Below are 16916 nucleotides of genomic sequence, written 5' to 3' on the forward strand. Positions count from 1 at the left end.
GTGCGATGATGTCGTATGTACTGCGTGCCGGGATGCGTATGCGGGGGTGCGGCGGGTGCGTTGCGGGCAGTGTGCGAACCCGTTAGCAGCCCTACCGTCGCTCCCGCGCAGGCGGGAGCCCAATTTCGCGCTGCCGACGACGCATGAAAAATTGGATCCCCGCCTGCGCGGGGACGACGTTGATAAGCGCGAGCACGACGATAACATTTGCGGCTCCTGCCTGCGCGACCCACCCGCCTTCGACGCCACCGTCGTCGCCGTCGATTACGCAATTCCCCTCGACCAGCTCGTGCTTCAATTAAAATTCGGCGCCCGCCTCGCGCTCGCGCCGTGGTTCGCGCGCCAGATCCGCGATGCCGTGCTCGCCCGCCCCGGCCTGCCGCTGCCCGATTTGCTGTGCCCGGTCCCGCTGGGGCCGAACCGGCTCGTCGAACGCGGCTTCAACCAGGCGCTGGAAATCGCGCGGCCCCTGGCGGCGGCGCTCGGGGTAGCATGTCATCCGGCGCTGGCGCTGCGCACGCTCGACACGCCGGCGCAGTCGGGCGTCGCGCCGAGCGTGCGGGCGAAGAATGTGCGTGGCGCGTTCGCCGTGGAGGACCCGGACCTCGTCGAAGGCCGCCACGTCGGCCTCGTCGACGACGTCATGACGAGCGGCCACACGCTGGGCGAACTGGCCGCCACTTTTAAACGGTTCGGCGCGGCGCGCGTGACGAATTTTGTATTTGCGCGCACGCCGCCCCACCCGTAACCCAAGGAGATAGCTTTGTTTCACGTCGTACTGGTCGAACCCGAGATCCCGCCCAACACGGGCAACATCATCCGCCTGTGCGCGAACACGGGGGCGCAGCTGCACCTGGTCGAGCCGCTCGGCTTCCCGCTGGACGATGCCAAGATGCGCCGCGCCGGTCTCGACTACCACGATTACGCCACGATGAAGGTCCACAAGAACTGGGACGCCTTCCTGGCCGACGCACAGCCGGACCGCACGCGCATGTTCGCGATGACGACGCACGGTTCGTCGCCGTTCGCGGATGCCGCGTTCCGCCCGGGCGACATATTCGTGTTCGGCGCCGAGTCGCGCGGCCTGGACCCGGCCTTGCGCGAATCGTTCCCGCCGGCCCAGCGCATCCGCCTGCCGATGATGCCGGGCAACCGCAGCCTGAACCTGTCGAATACGGTGGCCGTGGTCGTCTACGAAGCGTGGCGCCAGAACGGGTACGCCGGCGGGGGCTAAGGCGGCTTGGTCGCCGGGCCGTCTTTACCCGACACTCTCCCATACGCGTGATTTATGGTGTTCCCGAGGTGAAGGCGGAAGAGATAAGGCTTGCACCGCATGACGTCCTGTGGCCGTGAAAGGCAACCGGAACCCCGCCGATCAACACGGACGGGTCACCCTCAATGATCACGCATATCGAATGCCCGGGGATGGGGCAGACACATGCGTCACCTTGCCGTGCAACGGCAAGGCCATTGACCGAAGAGGTGGCGGATGCGATCACAACCTTGCCACCGTGACTGGTCAGATCACCCAATCGAATCACGCCTTTCATGGACGTTCTCCTGTGCAGTTTAGTAGGTCTTTGTCGTAAATACTTTTACATCTGATTCTCGTCCCACTGCCAGAACGTAACGCCGTAATCCGTGCCGAAGGCCGGCATCATTTCACCGTCCTTGAAGTAACGACGTGATCCTGCTTTTGCTGGCGTGAACCAATATCCGGCACGCACACAGGCATGACCTCCTTCGACGCGCAAACCTTCTTGGGCGTTCATGGTGAGGCTATCATCTTCGCTGACAACGGCGATGTCTTCGAATTCGTCATTGATGATTTCGACGAAATACCAATTCGAAGGGATTTCAGTAAAGGCGGAACGTGCCACCAGTGAGGGGGCGAGGTATGGATCCGGCTTGCCAGGAATAATCATCTTGCCTGCGAAGAACGATGCATATTTCTGCGATTGAACAAACGCGAACATTTTCGCGCCATCAAACCAAAGGTTCTTTCGACCAACTTGCTGGAGGGCGTCGAGGCCGATCTCGTTGAGCGTGGATGCAGGACGCAGTTTTCCACCGCCACCACCGGTCCACGCAAATTGTAACGCGGCATTGGGATCATCTGATGAAACGTAAACTCCAGTGCGTGGCGGCGTCTTGGAACTTTCCGCCGTCACATCTGTACGAACTCGAAACTTCGGAATGCGTGGAAACTGCGCCGAAAATTCAGGATAGTTATATGCAAAGCCGTGATCGTCCCACCGGCTACTAGGCCAATCATCCATAGTATAGTTTATATTCCTAGCATAACGACTTATCACTTGCAATATTGCCTGAATTCTCTCCTCTTCATCCGGTGTCGCCCAGTTCATTGAGAATTCATCCAGGCCACGTAGGCACTGATTGGCGCCAGTTATTTTATATTGATCTATGGTGCGCAAAGCGATGTCTCTTGTGAGCGATTGTTGAAAATCTATTAAAAAAGGCCACGCGCTGTTTGCCCAGTTCTGCACAGTATTCCTTTCGCCCCACCGTGCATCCCTCAATACGGCATCCCGTCCCTGCTGCTCCCTCGCCAGATTTATTAATGGATCAATCTCGCCATCCATTAGTTCGCTCACCATTTGATGCAAGCCTTTCAAGTAGTCCAGCGAGGCGTAATGATAGAGCATGGCCGCCTGAACCTTGTGCCATGCCGATAATGAAAGTTGATTTCCTGGTGTGCTCATATCGCCCCCTTTGCAATTGCTGTCACTTGCCCAGGCAGCGCTGGCAAGCTTATTTTGTCCGACCTTCAGACTTCGTAAAATTCTGTGTAACTCCATCCGGTATCAAACACAACCCCGAAAGTCCGGCAGGAAATCAAGTACTCTGGCCTGTCGGATCGTCATGCGGAGAGGTCTTCGGCATCATGTGGACGACGGACGCGAAGTGACTCAAGCGCGAAGACATGTCGCCCTTGGATCGGTAGACAACAGGACGTTGACCGATGACAGCTCGCTAGTCACCGACTGTTTCTCCACCGAAGACAAGAAACCCAGCGGCAAGCACGCCTTCGACGAGGCTGCGCCTCGATCGCCGTCGAACGCAGCTTGGCATTGCCGTCATCCACAAACGGACGGTATGGTTGAACGCCTTGATGGTCGCATCAACGAACTGCTACAGCAGACCCGCTTCGACAGCGAGGCCGACCTGGAAGCGATCTTGATGAACTATTTGAAGCCGTACTACCACCACATTCCGCACCGTAATCTCGACGCAAAAACGCCTACTCCGCCCCTCAAAGAATGGCAGAAACAGCGCACAGAATGATTGGTCAATCGCATTTCCGATCAAATGGGACTAACATTTAACACGCTCTAGTGACGAATAACTTTATAGCTGATTCTCGTCCCACTGCCAGAATGTAACGCCGTAATCCGTGCCGAAGGCTGGCATGATTTCACCGTCCTTGAAGTAACGACGTGATCCTGCTTTTGCTGGCGTGAACCAATATCCCGCACGCACACAGGCATGACCTCCTTCGACGCGCAAACGTTCTTGGGTGTTCATGGTGCGGCTATCATCTTCGCTGACAACGGCGATGTCTTCGAATTCGTCGTTGATGATTTCGACGAAATACCAATTCGAAGGGATTTCAGTAAAGGCGGAGCGTGCCACGAGTGAGGGAGCGAGGTATGGATCCGGCTTACCAGGAATAATCATCTTGCCTGCGAAGAACGATGCATATTTCTGCGATTGAACAAACGCGAGCATCTTCGCGCCATCAAACCAAAGGTCCTTTCGACCAACTTGCTGGAGGGCATCGAGGCCGATCTCGTTGAGCGTGGATGCAGGACGCAGTTTTCCACCGCCACCGCCGGTCCACGCAAATTGTAACGCGGCATTGGGATCGTCAGATGAGACGTAAACTCCAGTACGGGGGGGAGCTTTGGAACTTTCTGCCGTCACGTCGGTACGCACCCGAAATTTCGGGATGCATGGAAACCGTTTCGAAAATTCAGGATAGTTATATGCAAAGTTAAAATCAGTCCATCGACTGCGCGACCGATCATCCATTGTGTAGTCTATGTTTCTAGCGTAATTAATTATCTTTTTTAATACTGCCTGAATTTTCTCTTCTTCATCCGACGTTGCCCAATTCATTGAGAATTCATTCAAACCACGCAGGCACTCATTGGCGCCAGTGACTTCATAATGTTCCATAGTGCGTAAGGCGATGTCTCTTGTGAGCGATTGTTGAAAATCCCTTAAAAAAGGCCACGCGCTGTTTGCCCAGTTCTGCACGGTATTCCTGTCGCCCCACCGTGCATCCCTCAATACGGCATCCCGTCCCTGCGCCCTCGCTAGATTTATTAATGGATCAATCTCACCATCCATTAATTCGCTCACCATTTGATGCAAGCCTTTCAAGTAGTCCAGCGAGGCATAATGATAAAGCATTGCCGCCTGAACCTTGTGCCATGCCGATAACGAAAATTGATTTCCTGGTGTGCTCACATCGCCCCCTTTGCAATTGCTGTCACTTGCCCAAGCAGCGCTGGGAAGCTTATTTTGTCCGACCTCCAGACTTCGTCAAATTCTGTGTAACTCCATCCGGTATCAAACACAACCCCGAAAGTCCGGCAGGAAATCAAGTACTCTGGCCTGTCGGATCGTCATGCGGAAAAGGTCTTCGGTATCATGCGGACGACGGACGCGAAGTGACTCAAGCGCGAAGACATGTCGCCCTTGGATCGGTAGACAACAGGATGTCGACCGATGACGGCTCGCAAGTCACCAACTGTTTCTCCACCGAAGACAAGAAACCCAGCGGCAAGCACGCCTTCGACGAGGCTGCGCCTCAATCACCGTCGAACGCCGCTTGACATTGCCGTCATCCACAAACGGACGGTATGGTTGAACGCCTTGATGGTCGCATCAACGAACTGCTACAGCAGACCCGCTTCGACAGCAAGGCCGACCTGGAAGCCACCTTGATGAACTATTTGAAGCCGTACCACCACCACATTCCGCACCGTGCGCTCGACGCAAAAACGCCTATCCCGGCCCTCAAGGAATGGCAGAAGCAGCGCACAGAATGATTAATTAACGCATTCCCGATCAAATGGGACTAACATTTAACACGCTCTAGTGACGAATAACTTTATTGCTGATTCTCGTCCCATTGCCAGAATGTAACGCCGTAATCCGTGCCGAAGACTGGCATGATTTCACCGTCCTTGAAGTAACGACGTGATCCTGCTTTTGCTGGCGTGAACCAATATCCGGCACGCGCACAGGCATGACCTCCTTCGACGCGCAAACGTTCTGGAGTGTTTATGGTGCGGCTATCATCTTCGCTGACAACGGCGATGTCTTCGAATTCGTCATTGATGATTTCGACGAAATACCAATGCGAAGGGGCCGCGGTAAAAGCGGACCGTGCTACTGCCGGTGAAGCAAGGGATGGGGCCGGCTTGCCGTCAATCACTATCTCGTTTGCGAATAACGGTGCATATTTCTGCGATTGGACAAACGCGAGCATCTTCCCTTCATCGAACCAAAGATCTCTTCGGCCGACCTGCTGGAGAGCATCCAGACCGATCTGATTGAACGTAGACGCTGGACGAAGTTTTCCACCCCCGCCTCCGTTCCACGCAAATTGTAACGCGGCATTGGGATCATCTGATGAAACGTAAACTCCAGTGCGTGGCGGCGTCTTGGAACTTTCCGCCGTCACATCCGTACGAACGCGAAACTTCGGAATGCGTGGAAACTGCGCCGAAAATTCTGAATAATAATATGCAAAGTTGAAATCGCGCCATCGACTGGTTGGCCAATCATTTAACGTATCGTCAATTTTATTTGCGTAACGGCCTATTTTTTGCAATATTGACTGAACCTTCGCCTCTTCATCTGATGTTGCCCAATTCATTGAGAACTCATTCAAGCCGCGTAAGCACTGGTTGGCACCAGTGATTTTATATTGGTCCGTGGTGCGCATCGCGATGTCTCTTGTAAGCGATTGTCGAAAATCGCTTAAAAAAGGCCACGCACTGTTTACCCAATTCTGCACGGTATTCCTGTCACCCCACCGCGCATCCATCAATACGGCATCCCGTCCCTGCGCCCTCGCTAGATTGATTAACGGATCAATCTCGCCATCCATTAATTCACTCACCATTTGGTGCAAGCCTTTCAAGTAGTCCAGCGAGGCGTAATGATAAAGCATTGCCGCCTGAACCTTGTGCCATGCCGATAACGAAAATTGATTTCCTGGTGTGCTCACATCGCCCCCTTTGCAATTGCTGTCACTTGCCCAAGCAGCGCTGGGAAGCTTATTTTGTCCGACCTTCAGACTTCGTCAAATTCTGTGTAACGCCATCCGGTATCAAACACAACCCCGAAAGTCCGGCAGGAAATCAAGTACTCTGGCCTGTCGGATCGTCATGCGGAAAAGGTCTTCGGTATCATGCGGACGACGGACGCGAAGTGACTCAAGCGCGAAGACATGTCGCCCTTGGATCGGTAGACAACAGGATGTCGACCGATGACGGCTCGCAAGTCACCGACTGTTTCGCCACCGAAGACAAGAAACCCAGCGGCAAGCACGCCTTCGACGAGGCTGCGCCTCAATCACCGTCGAACGCCGCTTGACATTGCCGTCATCCACAAACGGACGGTATGGTTGAACGCCTTGATGGTCGCATCAACGAACTGCTACAGCAGACCCGCTTCGACAGCAAGGCCGACCTGGAAGCGACCTTGATGAACTATTTGAAGCCGCACTACCACCACATTCCGCACCGTGCGCTCGACGCAAAAACGCCTATCCCGGCCCTCAAGGAATGGCAGAAGCAGCGCACAGAATGATTAATTAACGCATTCCCGATCAAATGGGACTAACATTTAACACGCTCTAGTGACGAATAACTTTATTGCTGATTCTCGTCCCATTGCCAGAATGTAACGCCGTAATCCGTACCGAAGGCTGGCATGATTTCACCGTCCTTGAAGTAACGACGTGATCCTGCTTTTGCTGGCGTGAACCAATATCCTGCACGCACACAGGTATGACCTCCTTCGACGCGCAAACGTTCTGGAGTGTTTATGGTGCGGCTATCATCTTCGCTGACAACGGCGATGTCTTCGAATTCGTCATTGATGATTTCAACGAAATACCAATTCGAAGGGATATCAGTAAAGGCGGAACATGCCACCGCTGAGGGAGCAAGGTATGGATTCGGCTTGCCATCAATCACCACCTCACGGGCAAGCAACGCCGCGTACTTTTGCGATTGGACAAATGCCAGCATCTTTGCTTGATCAAACCAAAGATCCTTTCGACCAACGTACTGGAGGGCATCAAGGCCGATCTCGTTGAACGTGGATGCGGGACGAAGTTTGCCGCCCCCGCCACCGGTCCATGCAAATTGCAACGCGGCATGGGGATCATCTGAAGAGACGTAAACTCCAGTACGGGGGGGAGCTTTGGAACTTTCTGCCGTCACGTCGGTACGCACCCGAAATTTCGGGATGCGTGGAAACTGAACCGAAAATTCAGGATAGTTATATGCAAAGCCGTAATCGTCCCACCGGCTTTTTGGCCAATCATCCATGGTATAGTCTATATTCATTGCATAACGACTTATCTCTTTTAATACTGACTGAATTTTCTCTTCTTCATCCGGTGTTGCCCAGTTCATTGAGAATTCATCCAGGCCACGTAGGCACTGATTGGCGCCAGTGATTTTATATTGATCTATGGTGCGCAAAGCGATGTCTCTTGTGAGCGATTGTTGAAAATCTCTTAAAAAAGGCCACGCGCTGTTTGCCCAGTTCTGCACGGTATTCCTGTCGCCCCACCGTGCATCCCTCAATACGGCATCCCGTCCCTGCGCCCTCGCCAGATTTATTAATGGATCAATTTCGCCATCCATTAGTTCGCTCACCATTCGATGCAAGCCTTTCAAGTAATCCAACGAGGCGTAATGATAGAGCATGGCCGCCTGAACCTTATCCCATGCCGATAACGAAAATTTATTTCCTGGTGTGCTCATATCGCCCCCTTTGCAATCGCAGTTGCCTGCCCAGGCAGCGCTGGCAGGCCTATTTTGTCGGACGTCCAGACTCCGTCAAATTCTGTGTAACCCCATCCGGTATCGAACGGTCCACTAATGTTTGGGTGATTAATTTGCTGGCGCAGTCCAATGTGTCGGGCCAAAAAGCCCGCTTTTTGAGATTGATCCATCAATGCCGTAACGTGATCGAGGTGAGCTTGATCCAATGGCGGGCCCAGCGTCGTTCCTTTCGAACTTTTCATTAACTCATAATAAGTTAACGTATCGTTGCGCGGATCGGTACGTTCGATCTTAAAAACAATCTGCTCCCAACCGCCCTCGAGAAAGTTGCCTGTGAGCCCATCCTTTTTTTGACTGGAAGCCGGACCACGCCACACATTCAATGATTCGCCTGATTTTACATCGTAGATTACGAATTGCCCGTTGACGTTCCAATCCGGCCAGACGGCCAAATATCTGCGCCAAGCTTCTTTGGGATTAGGAGAGTTCTGCAATTTATTGAAAATTTCTTCCGACACCCAACAATCGCTCATACCGCGGCTGTTCGGGGCAAGGATGCGATACAGACGAGCGGGACCTTTGATTGTATGTGCCTGTAGAGTATGGAAGGACTCGATATTTTGATTGGTTAAGTGAGGGAAAATATCTCCTTGCGGCCGAGGATTGCCAGCTGCGTCAAGTTTCGCGGAAAGCATATCCACTTTAGGTCGATGACGTGTGGCGTTTGCTGGCGCAAGGAACTTATCCCCGGTTTTACTTAACCATGGCGGCTGATGTTGCCGCATCAAGGTAATCGCATCCGCTTCCGGAAGCGCACCACAAAAGTGAATATTGCTCGCATTTAAGATCGCACGCTCTCTCTCAAGAGTTCGGCGCTCCAGGTTCAATATAATCGTGGTCAATATATCGTGGACAGGTTTCAGCGTCTCTTCCATGTGCTGGTTAGCCGCCAACCGTATCGCTTTGGCCTGCTCCAACGCGGCCTTGGCCTTGCGATAGATGGTCGGTACAAGCCTGACCTTGTTAACCATCCCCTCAAGCGCAGAAATTCCCGTATCAAATGCGGCGAGCAGCGCCTTGGTATTTATCCGGCCACGAAGTTCTTTAACGCCAGTTGCAAGCCATGCAAACAGGCGATCGATTTTGCGGGCCTTGATGTATTTTTGAACCTCTTCCCTTCGCAAATATACGATCACCCACGACATTCCCCTTTCGACAGCCTTTGCCGCCTGGTCGATGCCGGCACGCCTGACGTGCGCAAAGATGATTTTGAGTACACCCTTGAGCAATGAGCCGAGTGTCGGGAACAGGCCAATAAGGGTCAGGGCCAAAGCCAGCCATGCCGCCTTGTCCTTGTAATCATGACTGAGCTTTTTGCAATTTGCTATGAGATCGCGTAGGTCGCAAATTTGATCGACTAACGGAATCATCGAAATTGCCGCGTCGGTGAGCAGTTGGGCGGTCGACCGATCTTCGTTGAAGTCGCCCTCGATCGCTTCCCAGAACCATACGATTGGATTCGTACTCGGTTCCTTGGCTTTTTCCCGGTCATTTGTCGCCCATGCCAAGGCGTCGCGCATTTGTGTTGTATTGACTTCAGCCATTCAGTATGCTCGCTACCAATATTGTCGATATTCGTTATGCTTTATTCTTGCAACAAATCGCTCAGCGGTGCTGCTGGCTTATCCGTTCCGGCCGTGCGCGGCTTATAAATCACTTTTTTCACGGGCTTGTTGGCGACGTTTTCCCGTCGGGTCTTGCCATTTGCGTCCAGCGTTCCATTCAAGACGGGTCCCTTGTCGAAATGGATTTCGTATTCCGCTCCATCGACTCCCTCTCCGGTGTCGGCATCCCGATAGTCCAGACCGATCCATTGTGCCGGCGGTTTTCCTTCACCAGAGAAGTGCGGTAGATCGAACGACATCCGGCCTGGGCCATCCCATTTGTGCATGCCTGCCTTGACAGTGAAATCGCCACTGCAACCCAGTTCGATTTTGCCGTCCGCTATCTTGATGTATGCGCCACCACAAATCAGACTGATGCTCTTTTGGGCAGCAATCGTAATCTCGCCTTCACTCGCGGTAATCGTCATGTCGTTTCCCGCGGCAATACCAATGCTGTCGTGTTGTGCCTGGATGTCGACTTTTCCGGTGTGCGCGATGTACTTCATCCCGTTCTTCTGCGAGAAGAGTGAGATACCCTGTCGAGCATTAATGTTGACGCGCTCACCCGCGACCGCCTGGATGTTCTGTTGTGCGATCACATTGTGCTGTTGGCCGCTATAGCTAACGGAAGAATAAGGGGTTGCGCTGAGGAAACCGCCGTGTGCGTATTGCGCGATAAGCGGCGAAGCGGTGTCGACTTCCCCGCCGCTCTGCGTGTTGGTGCCTTTCTCGGCATTCCGCAAGTTCTCGTTCAGGTCCTTGTGTGGTTCCTGGTCCACGGCCATGGCCTGATTCTGTTCAGCAAACTCCCCCAACTCCTTCAGGAGTGCCTGCGAGCTCTCAAGCAGTCCTTGAAGCATGCCGCGTTCCAGTTGATCGCCCTGTGCTCGCAGCATGGCCTGCGTCGTCAACAGCAACATCTGGGCCGAGCGGATGACGACCGAGTTATCACTGCGCAGTTCTGCTCCTTCACCTCGGGGACGGGCTTTGCCGCCCTGCCGTGGGTGTGTCAGCCAGCCCAGGTTCAACTCGCTGTAGCCGTGCTCGCTCGCAAGCTGTGCGCTGATTTGCTCGGGCGTATCGTCCAGACGAAGCTGGTTCAGGCGGCCCCCTTGCACTTCCTTGCTCTTGATACCGGATAGATATCTGTTCTCCGGTAGGGTGCCGGTATGGTTGAATTTGGGCGGCAATGCCGCGCCGTTGTAGACCTGGCCAACAATAAGCGGCTTGTCAGGATCGCCACCGAGGAAATCGACGATCACTTCATCGCCAACCCGCGGCAGTGTGAATGCACCGCGCTGACCACCCGCCCACGTGCTGACGACCCGCACCCAGGCGGAATCGCTGTCGGTGTCGCTCGCGCCGGCGCCTGCGTGGTCTTGTTGCCGGGTTGCCGGAAAGCGGATCTTGACCCGACCCATCGTGTCGCAATGCACTTCCTCGCCGTCCGGACCGACAACCAACGCGCTCTGTAACGTTGCTACCGGCAGATCGGTGCGAGGATCGAACGACGGCACAATCGGAATGCCGCGACGTACGCACGTGAACCGATTGCTGTAGCGTACTTCGCGTTCTTCATTGGCCTTGAGCAGAGTAGAGGTTGACAGTTCCGTTTGCCATCCATTGGCTGAGAACAGCCGTTGGATTTTCTCGTCGACCGCTTTGGGCAAGTTACTGTCAGCCAGGACCGAGAGCTCGGTAATCACGAACTGTCTCTCATCGCTCGGATGCGTGTCGATTTCCGGGTGGCCGGACAGTCCAATCCATTCGCCGACGCACAGGTCACGTACGCCGCTTTCGCCGTGGAAGCACTTCGCTTCGTACTCGTGTCGACGCATGCGAAGGTCGCCCAAACGGCGGTAATCTTTCATGTCGTCGCCAGCGTGAGGCACATCGACCACGTATTCGTCGATGCCGGCAGCGAGCTGGTCCCCCATCGGTCCTTGCTGCATGGTCGTCAGCGCCTGCGTTTCCATGAGACGGACGCTTGCGTAGTCCCAGCTGTGGCGCGTAACGCCTCCGGGTTTCAGGCTACGCATGGCGGTCCAGGTAGTGATACTGTCCCGTGATTCGGTAGCGTGATCGCGGTGGTAGCGCACGATGCCGGCGGAATTCTGAGCCAGCCCGGTTGCGTCGTCGAATAACACCAGCGTGTGGGCTGGCATGTCGTTGCTGTCGTCCTGGCTTGCCCGCCCCGGCCGCATGAACCACGCAATGCCTTGGCGCTTCCACAAACGACGCAGAAAGGCAGCGTCCGATTCATTGTGCTGCATGATGAATTCGCGGGCCGGGTAACTCCCCCGTAACTGGGCCGTGTCAACATCGAATGCTTTCGCGAGGACAGCGTTCGTCTGCTTCCATTCGTCGAGAATCGCCAGTGCAACGTCTACTTCGTTCTTGTTTCGGAAAACTCGTGTGTTGACGCGTTGTTCCATGATTGCGAGCGCATCACGTGCAACCAGCTGATACGTGGCCAGCCCGCCGTCGCTTTGTCCCGCGAACGCATGCGTGACGACGCCGCAGACAGAGCGCAATTCACCCCGGTCGGTGACCAGTTGCAGTTCAATCGGCAGTGCGATGAAATCCTTCAATGCCAGTCCGGACTCGGCTGATACGCATTGCAGGCGATATTCGAGGCCCCCACACATGGACTCGTTCCCGACAACGCGCTTGACCAGCAGTACATCATCCAGGAGCTTTCGCTCGCCTGCCAGACGAAGACGAATCGGACGGTTGGTTTGGGTGAGCGCACTTAGGAAGGCTCCGGCGAGATCGCGCGAGTTCATGTCAACGGTATCGATTGGTAGGATTGGAGGCAACGCAGGTAAAGCGCGTAAAGGTCAGCATCGGGGGGCGATATCTCAATCATTCTGCTAGTTAGTCCATTATTCAGCAGCTTGCTCTGCATTCCCTTCAGAGCGATATTAGGATCGTCAGACAGTAACTCGACACCGCACTCGAAATCGCATGACAGTTATTCTGTGCCCCATGCTTATTGGGCATGAATTGAGCTTTTGCGCCGTCGTCACGAGAAAATAACCGCGAATACTGCGGTGAGATCGAGGAGTCGAACAAGACGCCATATGCCCCTGCCGAAACGCGGCGCCCTGCCTTTTCGCATTGAAGTAATTTAAACTAATGTTGCAAAATTTCTCTATTTATTGCAATCTGAAAACTCAAATTAACTAATTGCCGGCAATGGTAGGCAGTCTGTAACCAGGTCGAATATTCGTCCTCGCAATTTGATTTTTTCAGGTCATATAAATTTAACGGCGGAAAGTTTAACAACAGCATCTGTGTCTTGTCCAGTAGCGCACGATAAACATCAGCATAAAAATCTTGGTGAAAAAAGCGATCAAGCAGTTACATTGCGTTAGAAATCGGGGACGAGAATTATCAATATTTTTAATGCTTGGGCCGATCGATAAAACAGCGAACGCAGATTGCCGGATCAAATTAATGATGCACAGCGAAACCCAGCCGGGAAATGCCGAAGAGGCGCCAGAACGCCAGAACTATTGGTAATTAGGAGGAAGTTGAATGACATCGGCAGACCTGTAGCCCGTAGGGCTCTGCCTCTCGATCCATTGCCGCGCGATTTACAGCCCGGCGGGCGTCGATGATTGTTGGTTTACTCGGAAATTATCTGGCCGTTTCATCGGCGCGATGGATAGTGCCGCTGGTCGCAACAACCCGGCGCATCCGCCTGCCGATGATGCCCATCAGTGACACATCTGCTGCATCATTTGTAGATGCCGATCGTCGTCATGAGTATCCCGTCGGAATACTCATTCGACCATGCGGGACGCGGCTAATTCCCGATCAGCCGTATTGACGGATCTTCGCGACGAGCTTCGTCGTCGAGCGGTCGTGCGCGAAATCGATCGCGACGGCCTTGCCGCCGTAGGCGATCACTTCCTTCCCTTCCGGGATGGCGCTCATCACGTAGTCGCCGCCCTTGGCATAGATGTCGGGGCGGGCTTCCTGGACGACTTCCAGCGCCGTGTCCTCGTCGAATTCCACGACGAGGCTGACGGATTCAAGCGCGGCCAGCACGGCCATGCGGTCGGCCAGCGTGTTCAGCGGGCGGTCGTCGCCCTTGCCCAGGCGTTTCACGGACGCGTCCGTGTTGACGGCGACGACGAGCGACGCGCCCAGTTCGCGGGCCTGGGCCAGGTACGTCACGTGGCCGCGGTGCAGGATGTCGAACACGCCGTTCGTCAGCACGACGGGTTTCGGCAGGTCAGCGATGCGTTGCGGCAAGGTGGCGCGGGTGCAGAGTTTTTGTTCGAAGGTAGCCATGGCGTGCATTTTAACTTGCGGCCGGCGGTTCCTCTTCCGGCTCGTCGATCAACATGGACAGCTCGGCCGGCTTCGCGGCACCGCCGCCCTCCCCCGGCGCTTTTCTTTCTCCCGACAGCTTGATCTGCAGACGCAGGCCGTTCGCGGAATCGGCGTTGCGGATGGCTTCGTCGTAGCTGATGTAGCCCTTGTTGTAGAGCTCGAAGAGCGCCTGGTCGAACGTGCACATGCCCAGCTCGCGCGACTTGTGCATGATCTCCTTGATGCTCTGGAAGCTGCCCTTCAGGATCATCTCGCCGATCGTCGGCGTGTTCAGCAGGATCTCGATGGCGGCCTTGCGCCCCTTGCCGTCTTCCGTGCGGACCAGGCGCTGCGAGACGATGGCGCGCAGGTTCGACGACAAGTCCATCAGCAATTGATTCCTCCGCTCTTCCGGGAAGAAGTTAATGATGCGGTCCATCGTCTGGTTCGCATTGTTCGCGTGCAGGGTCCCCAGGCACAGGTGACCCGTTTCGGCGAACGCGATCGCGTGTTCCATCGTTTCCGTGTCGCGGATCTCACCGATCAGGATCACGTCCGGCGCCTGGCGTAGCGTGTTCTTCAGCGCGTTGTGCCACGACAGCGTGTCGACGCCCACCTCGCGGTGCGTGATCAGGCAGCTCTTGTTCTTGTGGACGTATTCGACGGGATCCTCGACCGTGATGATGTGGCCGGCCGAGTTGCTGTTGCGGTAATCGATCATCGCCGCCAAGGTCGTCGACTTGCCGGAACCCGTGCCGCCGACGACGAGCACGAGACCCCGCTTCGTCATCACGACATCTTTCAAGACCTCGGGCAGGTCGAGCTTTTCGAAGTTCGGGATTTCGGATGCGATGGTCCGCACGACCATGCCTACGCTCTGCTGCTGCACGAACACGTTCACGCGGAACCGGCACACGCCCGGCAGGGAAATCGCGAAATTGCATTCCATCTCGGCTTCGAACTCGGCCCGCTGCCGCTCGTTCATGAGGGAGAGGGACAGCGCGCGCGTGATGTCGCCCGTCAGGCGCTGCTGGCTCAGGGGTTTCATGGCGCCCTGGTGCTTCATGCTGGGCGGGAAGTCGGCCGAGATGAACAGGTCGGAGCCGCTCTGCTGGTGCATGACCGTGAGCAGCTTGTGCATATAGGCCTGGGCTTCCGCCGGGCCGAAGGTCGAGGACATGGATGTCTTCCTATTAACGCAAGGCAACATCGCCTGCCCGGCCATTATATCCATGGCTTTACCGGTAAAATAGTGACAGACTGCTTAAAAGGCAGGCAAACGTGTCTTCGAGAACACGGCCGTTCAATAAACTCCGATCCCATGACACTGACCGAACTGAAATACATCGTCGCCGTCGCACGCGCCCGCCATTTCGGGCATGCGGCCGAAGCCTGCTTCGTCGCCCAGCCCACGCTGTCCGTCGCCATCAAGAAACTCGAGGACGAACTCGGCGTCACGCTGTTCGAACGGGGCGGCTCGGAAGTGTCCGTGACGCCGCTGGGCGCGCAGATCGTCGCCCAGGCCGAGCGCGTGCTCGAGCAGACGGCCGCCATCAAGGAATTGGCCAAGCAGAACAAGGATCCGCTGTCCGGCCCGCTGCGCCTCGGTGTGATCTACACCATCGGCCCGTACCTGCTGCCGCCGCTCGTGAAAAACCTGATCGCGAACGTGCCGCAGATGCCGCTCGTGCTGCAGGAGAATTTCACGGTGAAACTGCTCGACCTGCTGCGCCAGGGCGAGCTGGACGCCGCGATCATGGCCCTGCCGCTGCCGGAACACGGCATGGCCGTGCAGGCGCTGTACGACGAACCGTTCGTCGTCGCGATGCCGAAGAACCACCCGTGGTCGACGCGCACCGAGATCGCGGCCGAGGACCTCAAGAGCGAGACGATGCTGCTGCTGGGCGCCGGCCACTGCTTCCGCGACCAGGTGCTCGAAGTCTGCCCGGAGATGGCGCGCTTTTCTTCGTCGCCGGGCAACGGCATGCAGCGCACCTTCGAGGGCTCGTCGCTGGAGACGATCCGGCACATGGTCGCGAGCGGCATCGGCCTGACCGTGCTGCCGCGCGCGTCCGTGCCGGACATGAAGGATCCGAACGGCATGCTGACCTTCGTCCCGTTCCAGGATCCGGTCCCGTCGCGCCGCGTCGTGATCGTATGGCGCAAGAGTTTTACGCGCCGCGCCGCCATCGATGCCGTCGTCAAGGCCGTGGCCGACTGCGGGCTGCCCGGCGTCGAGATGGTCACGCTCCAGGCCGCGGCCTGACGCGCGCGGGCAGGACCGGCGCGGCCGCGGTGGGTGCCGCGTCCGCATCGTCCGTCCGGACGCCGATGCCGCCGCAGGGCCCCGCCTGCTTTCCGGACAGCGCGCCGACCAGTTCCGCGCCCCGCTGCGGCACCGACACCAGCGGCGCGCACCGCACCGCGTCCCACGTGCTGCCTTCCTGTTTGAATTCGACGGCGCGCACGGCATAGACGCGGCCGCCCTGCTCCAGCGCGATCAGCGCCGTGCCGCCGTTCACGACCCCAAGCACGAAGCGGCGGCGCGGCATGCTGTCGTCGCTGGCGTCGGTCTCGCTGAAATCGCCGCCCCGGTCGGCGATGCCCGCGAGCCCGAGTCCCACGCCCAGCAGCGCCTGGATGCCTGCCGGGAGCTCGCGCAGCGACCGCGCCTCAATCCACGCGCCCTGTTCCTGCCCGCCAGCCTGCGCGAGCAGGCAGCTTCCAAGTCCGATTCCGGCCACCACCATGGTTACGAACCGCATATGCATTCTCCTTGATCCGAAGCCGGCATCGTAGAGCGCGCGCGTGCGCCATGCCTTGTGCATCGTCGACGTGCGCATGATCGCCGCGTATCGTCCTGCGCCGTACA

At 56.2% G+C, this 16916-nt stretch carries 13 protein-coding genes and 3 pseudogenes; 6 read left to right on the top strand and 10 right to left on the bottom strand.

Annotated elements, in window-relative coordinates; translation table 11 throughout:
* Positions 1-151: 151 nt before the first annotated feature.
* Entirely contained in the window at positions 152-748 is a 597-nt protein-coding gene (locus ACEN9G_RS07375; protein WP_413337145.1) for a ComF family protein, read from the top strand.
* A gap of 15 nt (positions 749-763) precedes the next feature.
* Complete coding sequence (trmL, locus tag ACEN9G_RS07380; protein WP_413337144.1) at positions 764-1234, top strand: tRNA (uridine(34)/cytosine(34)/5-carboxymethylaminomethyluridine(34)-2'-O)-methyltransferase TrmL; 471 nt, start codon at positions 764-766, stop codon at positions 1232-1234.
* 52 nt (positions 1235-1286) lie between these two features.
* On the opposite strand, the gene ACEN9G_RS07385 is transcribed toward trmL, so the two are convergent.
* Together ACEN9G_RS07385 and ACEN9G_RS07390 are read right to left on the bottom strand one after the other, a co-directional pair.
* Positions 1287-1550 (bottom strand): PAAR domain-containing protein, encoded by a 264-nt coding sequence (locus ACEN9G_RS07385; RefSeq protein ID WP_413337143.1) that lies wholly within the window; start codon positions 1548-1550, stop codon positions 1287-1289.
* 45 nt (positions 1551-1595) lie between these two features.
* Positions 1596-2723 carry a hypothetical protein gene (locus ACEN9G_RS07390; RefSeq protein WP_413337142.1) on the bottom strand — a complete coding sequence of 376 codons (1128 nt, stop codon included), beginning with the start codon at positions 2721-2723 and terminating at the stop codon, positions 1596-1598.
* Between the two features lie 244 nt (positions 2724-2967).
* Between ACEN9G_RS07390 and ACEN9G_RS07395 the strand changes: the two are divergent.
* Positions 2968-3306, top strand: a pseudogene (locus ACEN9G_RS07395) (integrase core domain-containing protein); the annotation flags it as partial.
* Between the two features lie 63 nt (positions 3307-3369).
* Here ACEN9G_RS07395 and ACEN9G_RS07400 read toward each other — a convergent pair.
* Positions 3370-4494, bottom strand: a complete 1125-nt coding sequence (locus ACEN9G_RS07400; protein ID WP_413337140.1) for a hypothetical protein — start codon at positions 4492-4494, stop codon at positions 3370-3372.
* A 257-nt stretch (positions 4495-4751) separates the two neighbouring features.
* Here ACEN9G_RS07400 and ACEN9G_RS07405 point away from each other — a divergent pair.
* Positions 4752-5078 (top strand): annotated as a pseudogene (locus ACEN9G_RS07405) (integrase core domain-containing protein); the annotation flags it as partial.
* A 62-nt stretch (positions 5079-5140) separates the two neighbouring features.
* Here the strand turns inward: ACEN9G_RS07405 and ACEN9G_RS07410 are convergent.
* Positions 5141-6265 carry a hypothetical protein gene (locus ACEN9G_RS07410; protein ID WP_413337139.1) on the bottom strand — a complete coding sequence of 375 codons (1125 nt, stop codon included), beginning with the start codon at positions 6263-6265 and terminating at the stop codon, positions 5141-5143.
* A 257-nt stretch (positions 6266-6522) separates the two neighbouring features.
* On the opposite strand from ACEN9G_RS07410, the pseudogene ACEN9G_RS07415 reads away from it, so the two are divergent.
* A pseudogene (locus ACEN9G_RS07415) lies at positions 6523-6849 on the top strand (integrase core domain-containing protein); the annotation flags it as partial.
* 62 nt (positions 6850-6911) lie between these two features.
* Here the strand turns inward: ACEN9G_RS07415 and ACEN9G_RS07420 are convergent.
* The 5 genes from ACEN9G_RS07420 to ACEN9G_RS07440 all read right to left on the bottom strand — a co-directional run bounded on the left by ACEN9G_RS07420 (position 6912) and on the right by ACEN9G_RS07440 (position 15224).
* Positions 6912-8036 carry a hypothetical protein gene (locus tag ACEN9G_RS07420; protein ID WP_413337138.1) on the bottom strand — a complete coding sequence of 375 codons (1125 nt, stop codon included), beginning with the start codon at positions 8034-8036 and terminating at the stop codon, positions 6912-6914.
* Complete coding sequence (locus tag ACEN9G_RS07425; RefSeq protein WP_413337137.1) at positions 8033-9661, bottom strand: hypothetical protein; 1629 nt, start codon at positions 9659-9661, stop codon at positions 8033-8035. Before ACEN9G_RS07425 ends, ACEN9G_RS07420 begins: the two co-directional genes overlap by 4 nt.
* A gap of 41 nt (positions 9662-9702) precedes the next feature.
* Positions 9703-12507 carry a type VI secretion system Vgr family protein gene (locus ACEN9G_RS07430; protein ID WP_413337136.1) on the bottom strand — a complete coding sequence of 935 codons (2805 nt, stop codon included), beginning with the start codon at positions 12505-12507 and terminating at the stop codon, positions 9703-9705.
* Between the two features lie 1036 nt (positions 12508-13543).
* Positions 13544-14023, bottom strand: coding sequence for a D-glycero-beta-D-manno-heptose 1-phosphate adenylyltransferase (gene rfaE2 / locus ACEN9G_RS07435; protein WP_413337135.1), 480 nt, complete (start codon positions 14021-14023; stop codon positions 13544-13546).
* 10 nt (positions 14024-14033) lie between these two features.
* Positions 14034-15224 (bottom strand): PilT/PilU family type 4a pilus ATPase, encoded by a 1191-nt coding sequence (locus ACEN9G_RS07440; RefSeq protein ID WP_413337134.1) that lies wholly within the window; start codon positions 15222-15224, stop codon positions 14034-14036.
* Positions 15225-15365: 141 nt separating this feature from the next.
* Here ACEN9G_RS07440 and ACEN9G_RS07445 point away from each other — a divergent pair, with 141 nt between their 5' ends.
* Positions 15366-16310 (top strand): hydrogen peroxide-inducible genes activator, encoded by a 945-nt coding sequence (locus ACEN9G_RS07445; RefSeq protein WP_413386827.1) that lies wholly within the window; start codon positions 15366-15368, stop codon positions 16308-16310.
* Here the strand turns inward: ACEN9G_RS07445 and ACEN9G_RS07450 are convergent.
* Positions 16288-16809, bottom strand: a complete 522-nt coding sequence (locus tag ACEN9G_RS07450; RefSeq protein ID WP_483126537.1) for a hypothetical protein — start codon at positions 16807-16809, stop codon at positions 16288-16290. The two genes, ACEN9G_RS07445 and ACEN9G_RS07450, sit on opposite strands and share 23 nt — an antisense overlap.
* Positions 16810-16916 lie beyond the last annotated feature (107 nt).

The sequence above is a fragment of the Massilia sp. Masssp94 genome, from assembly GCF_059491305.1.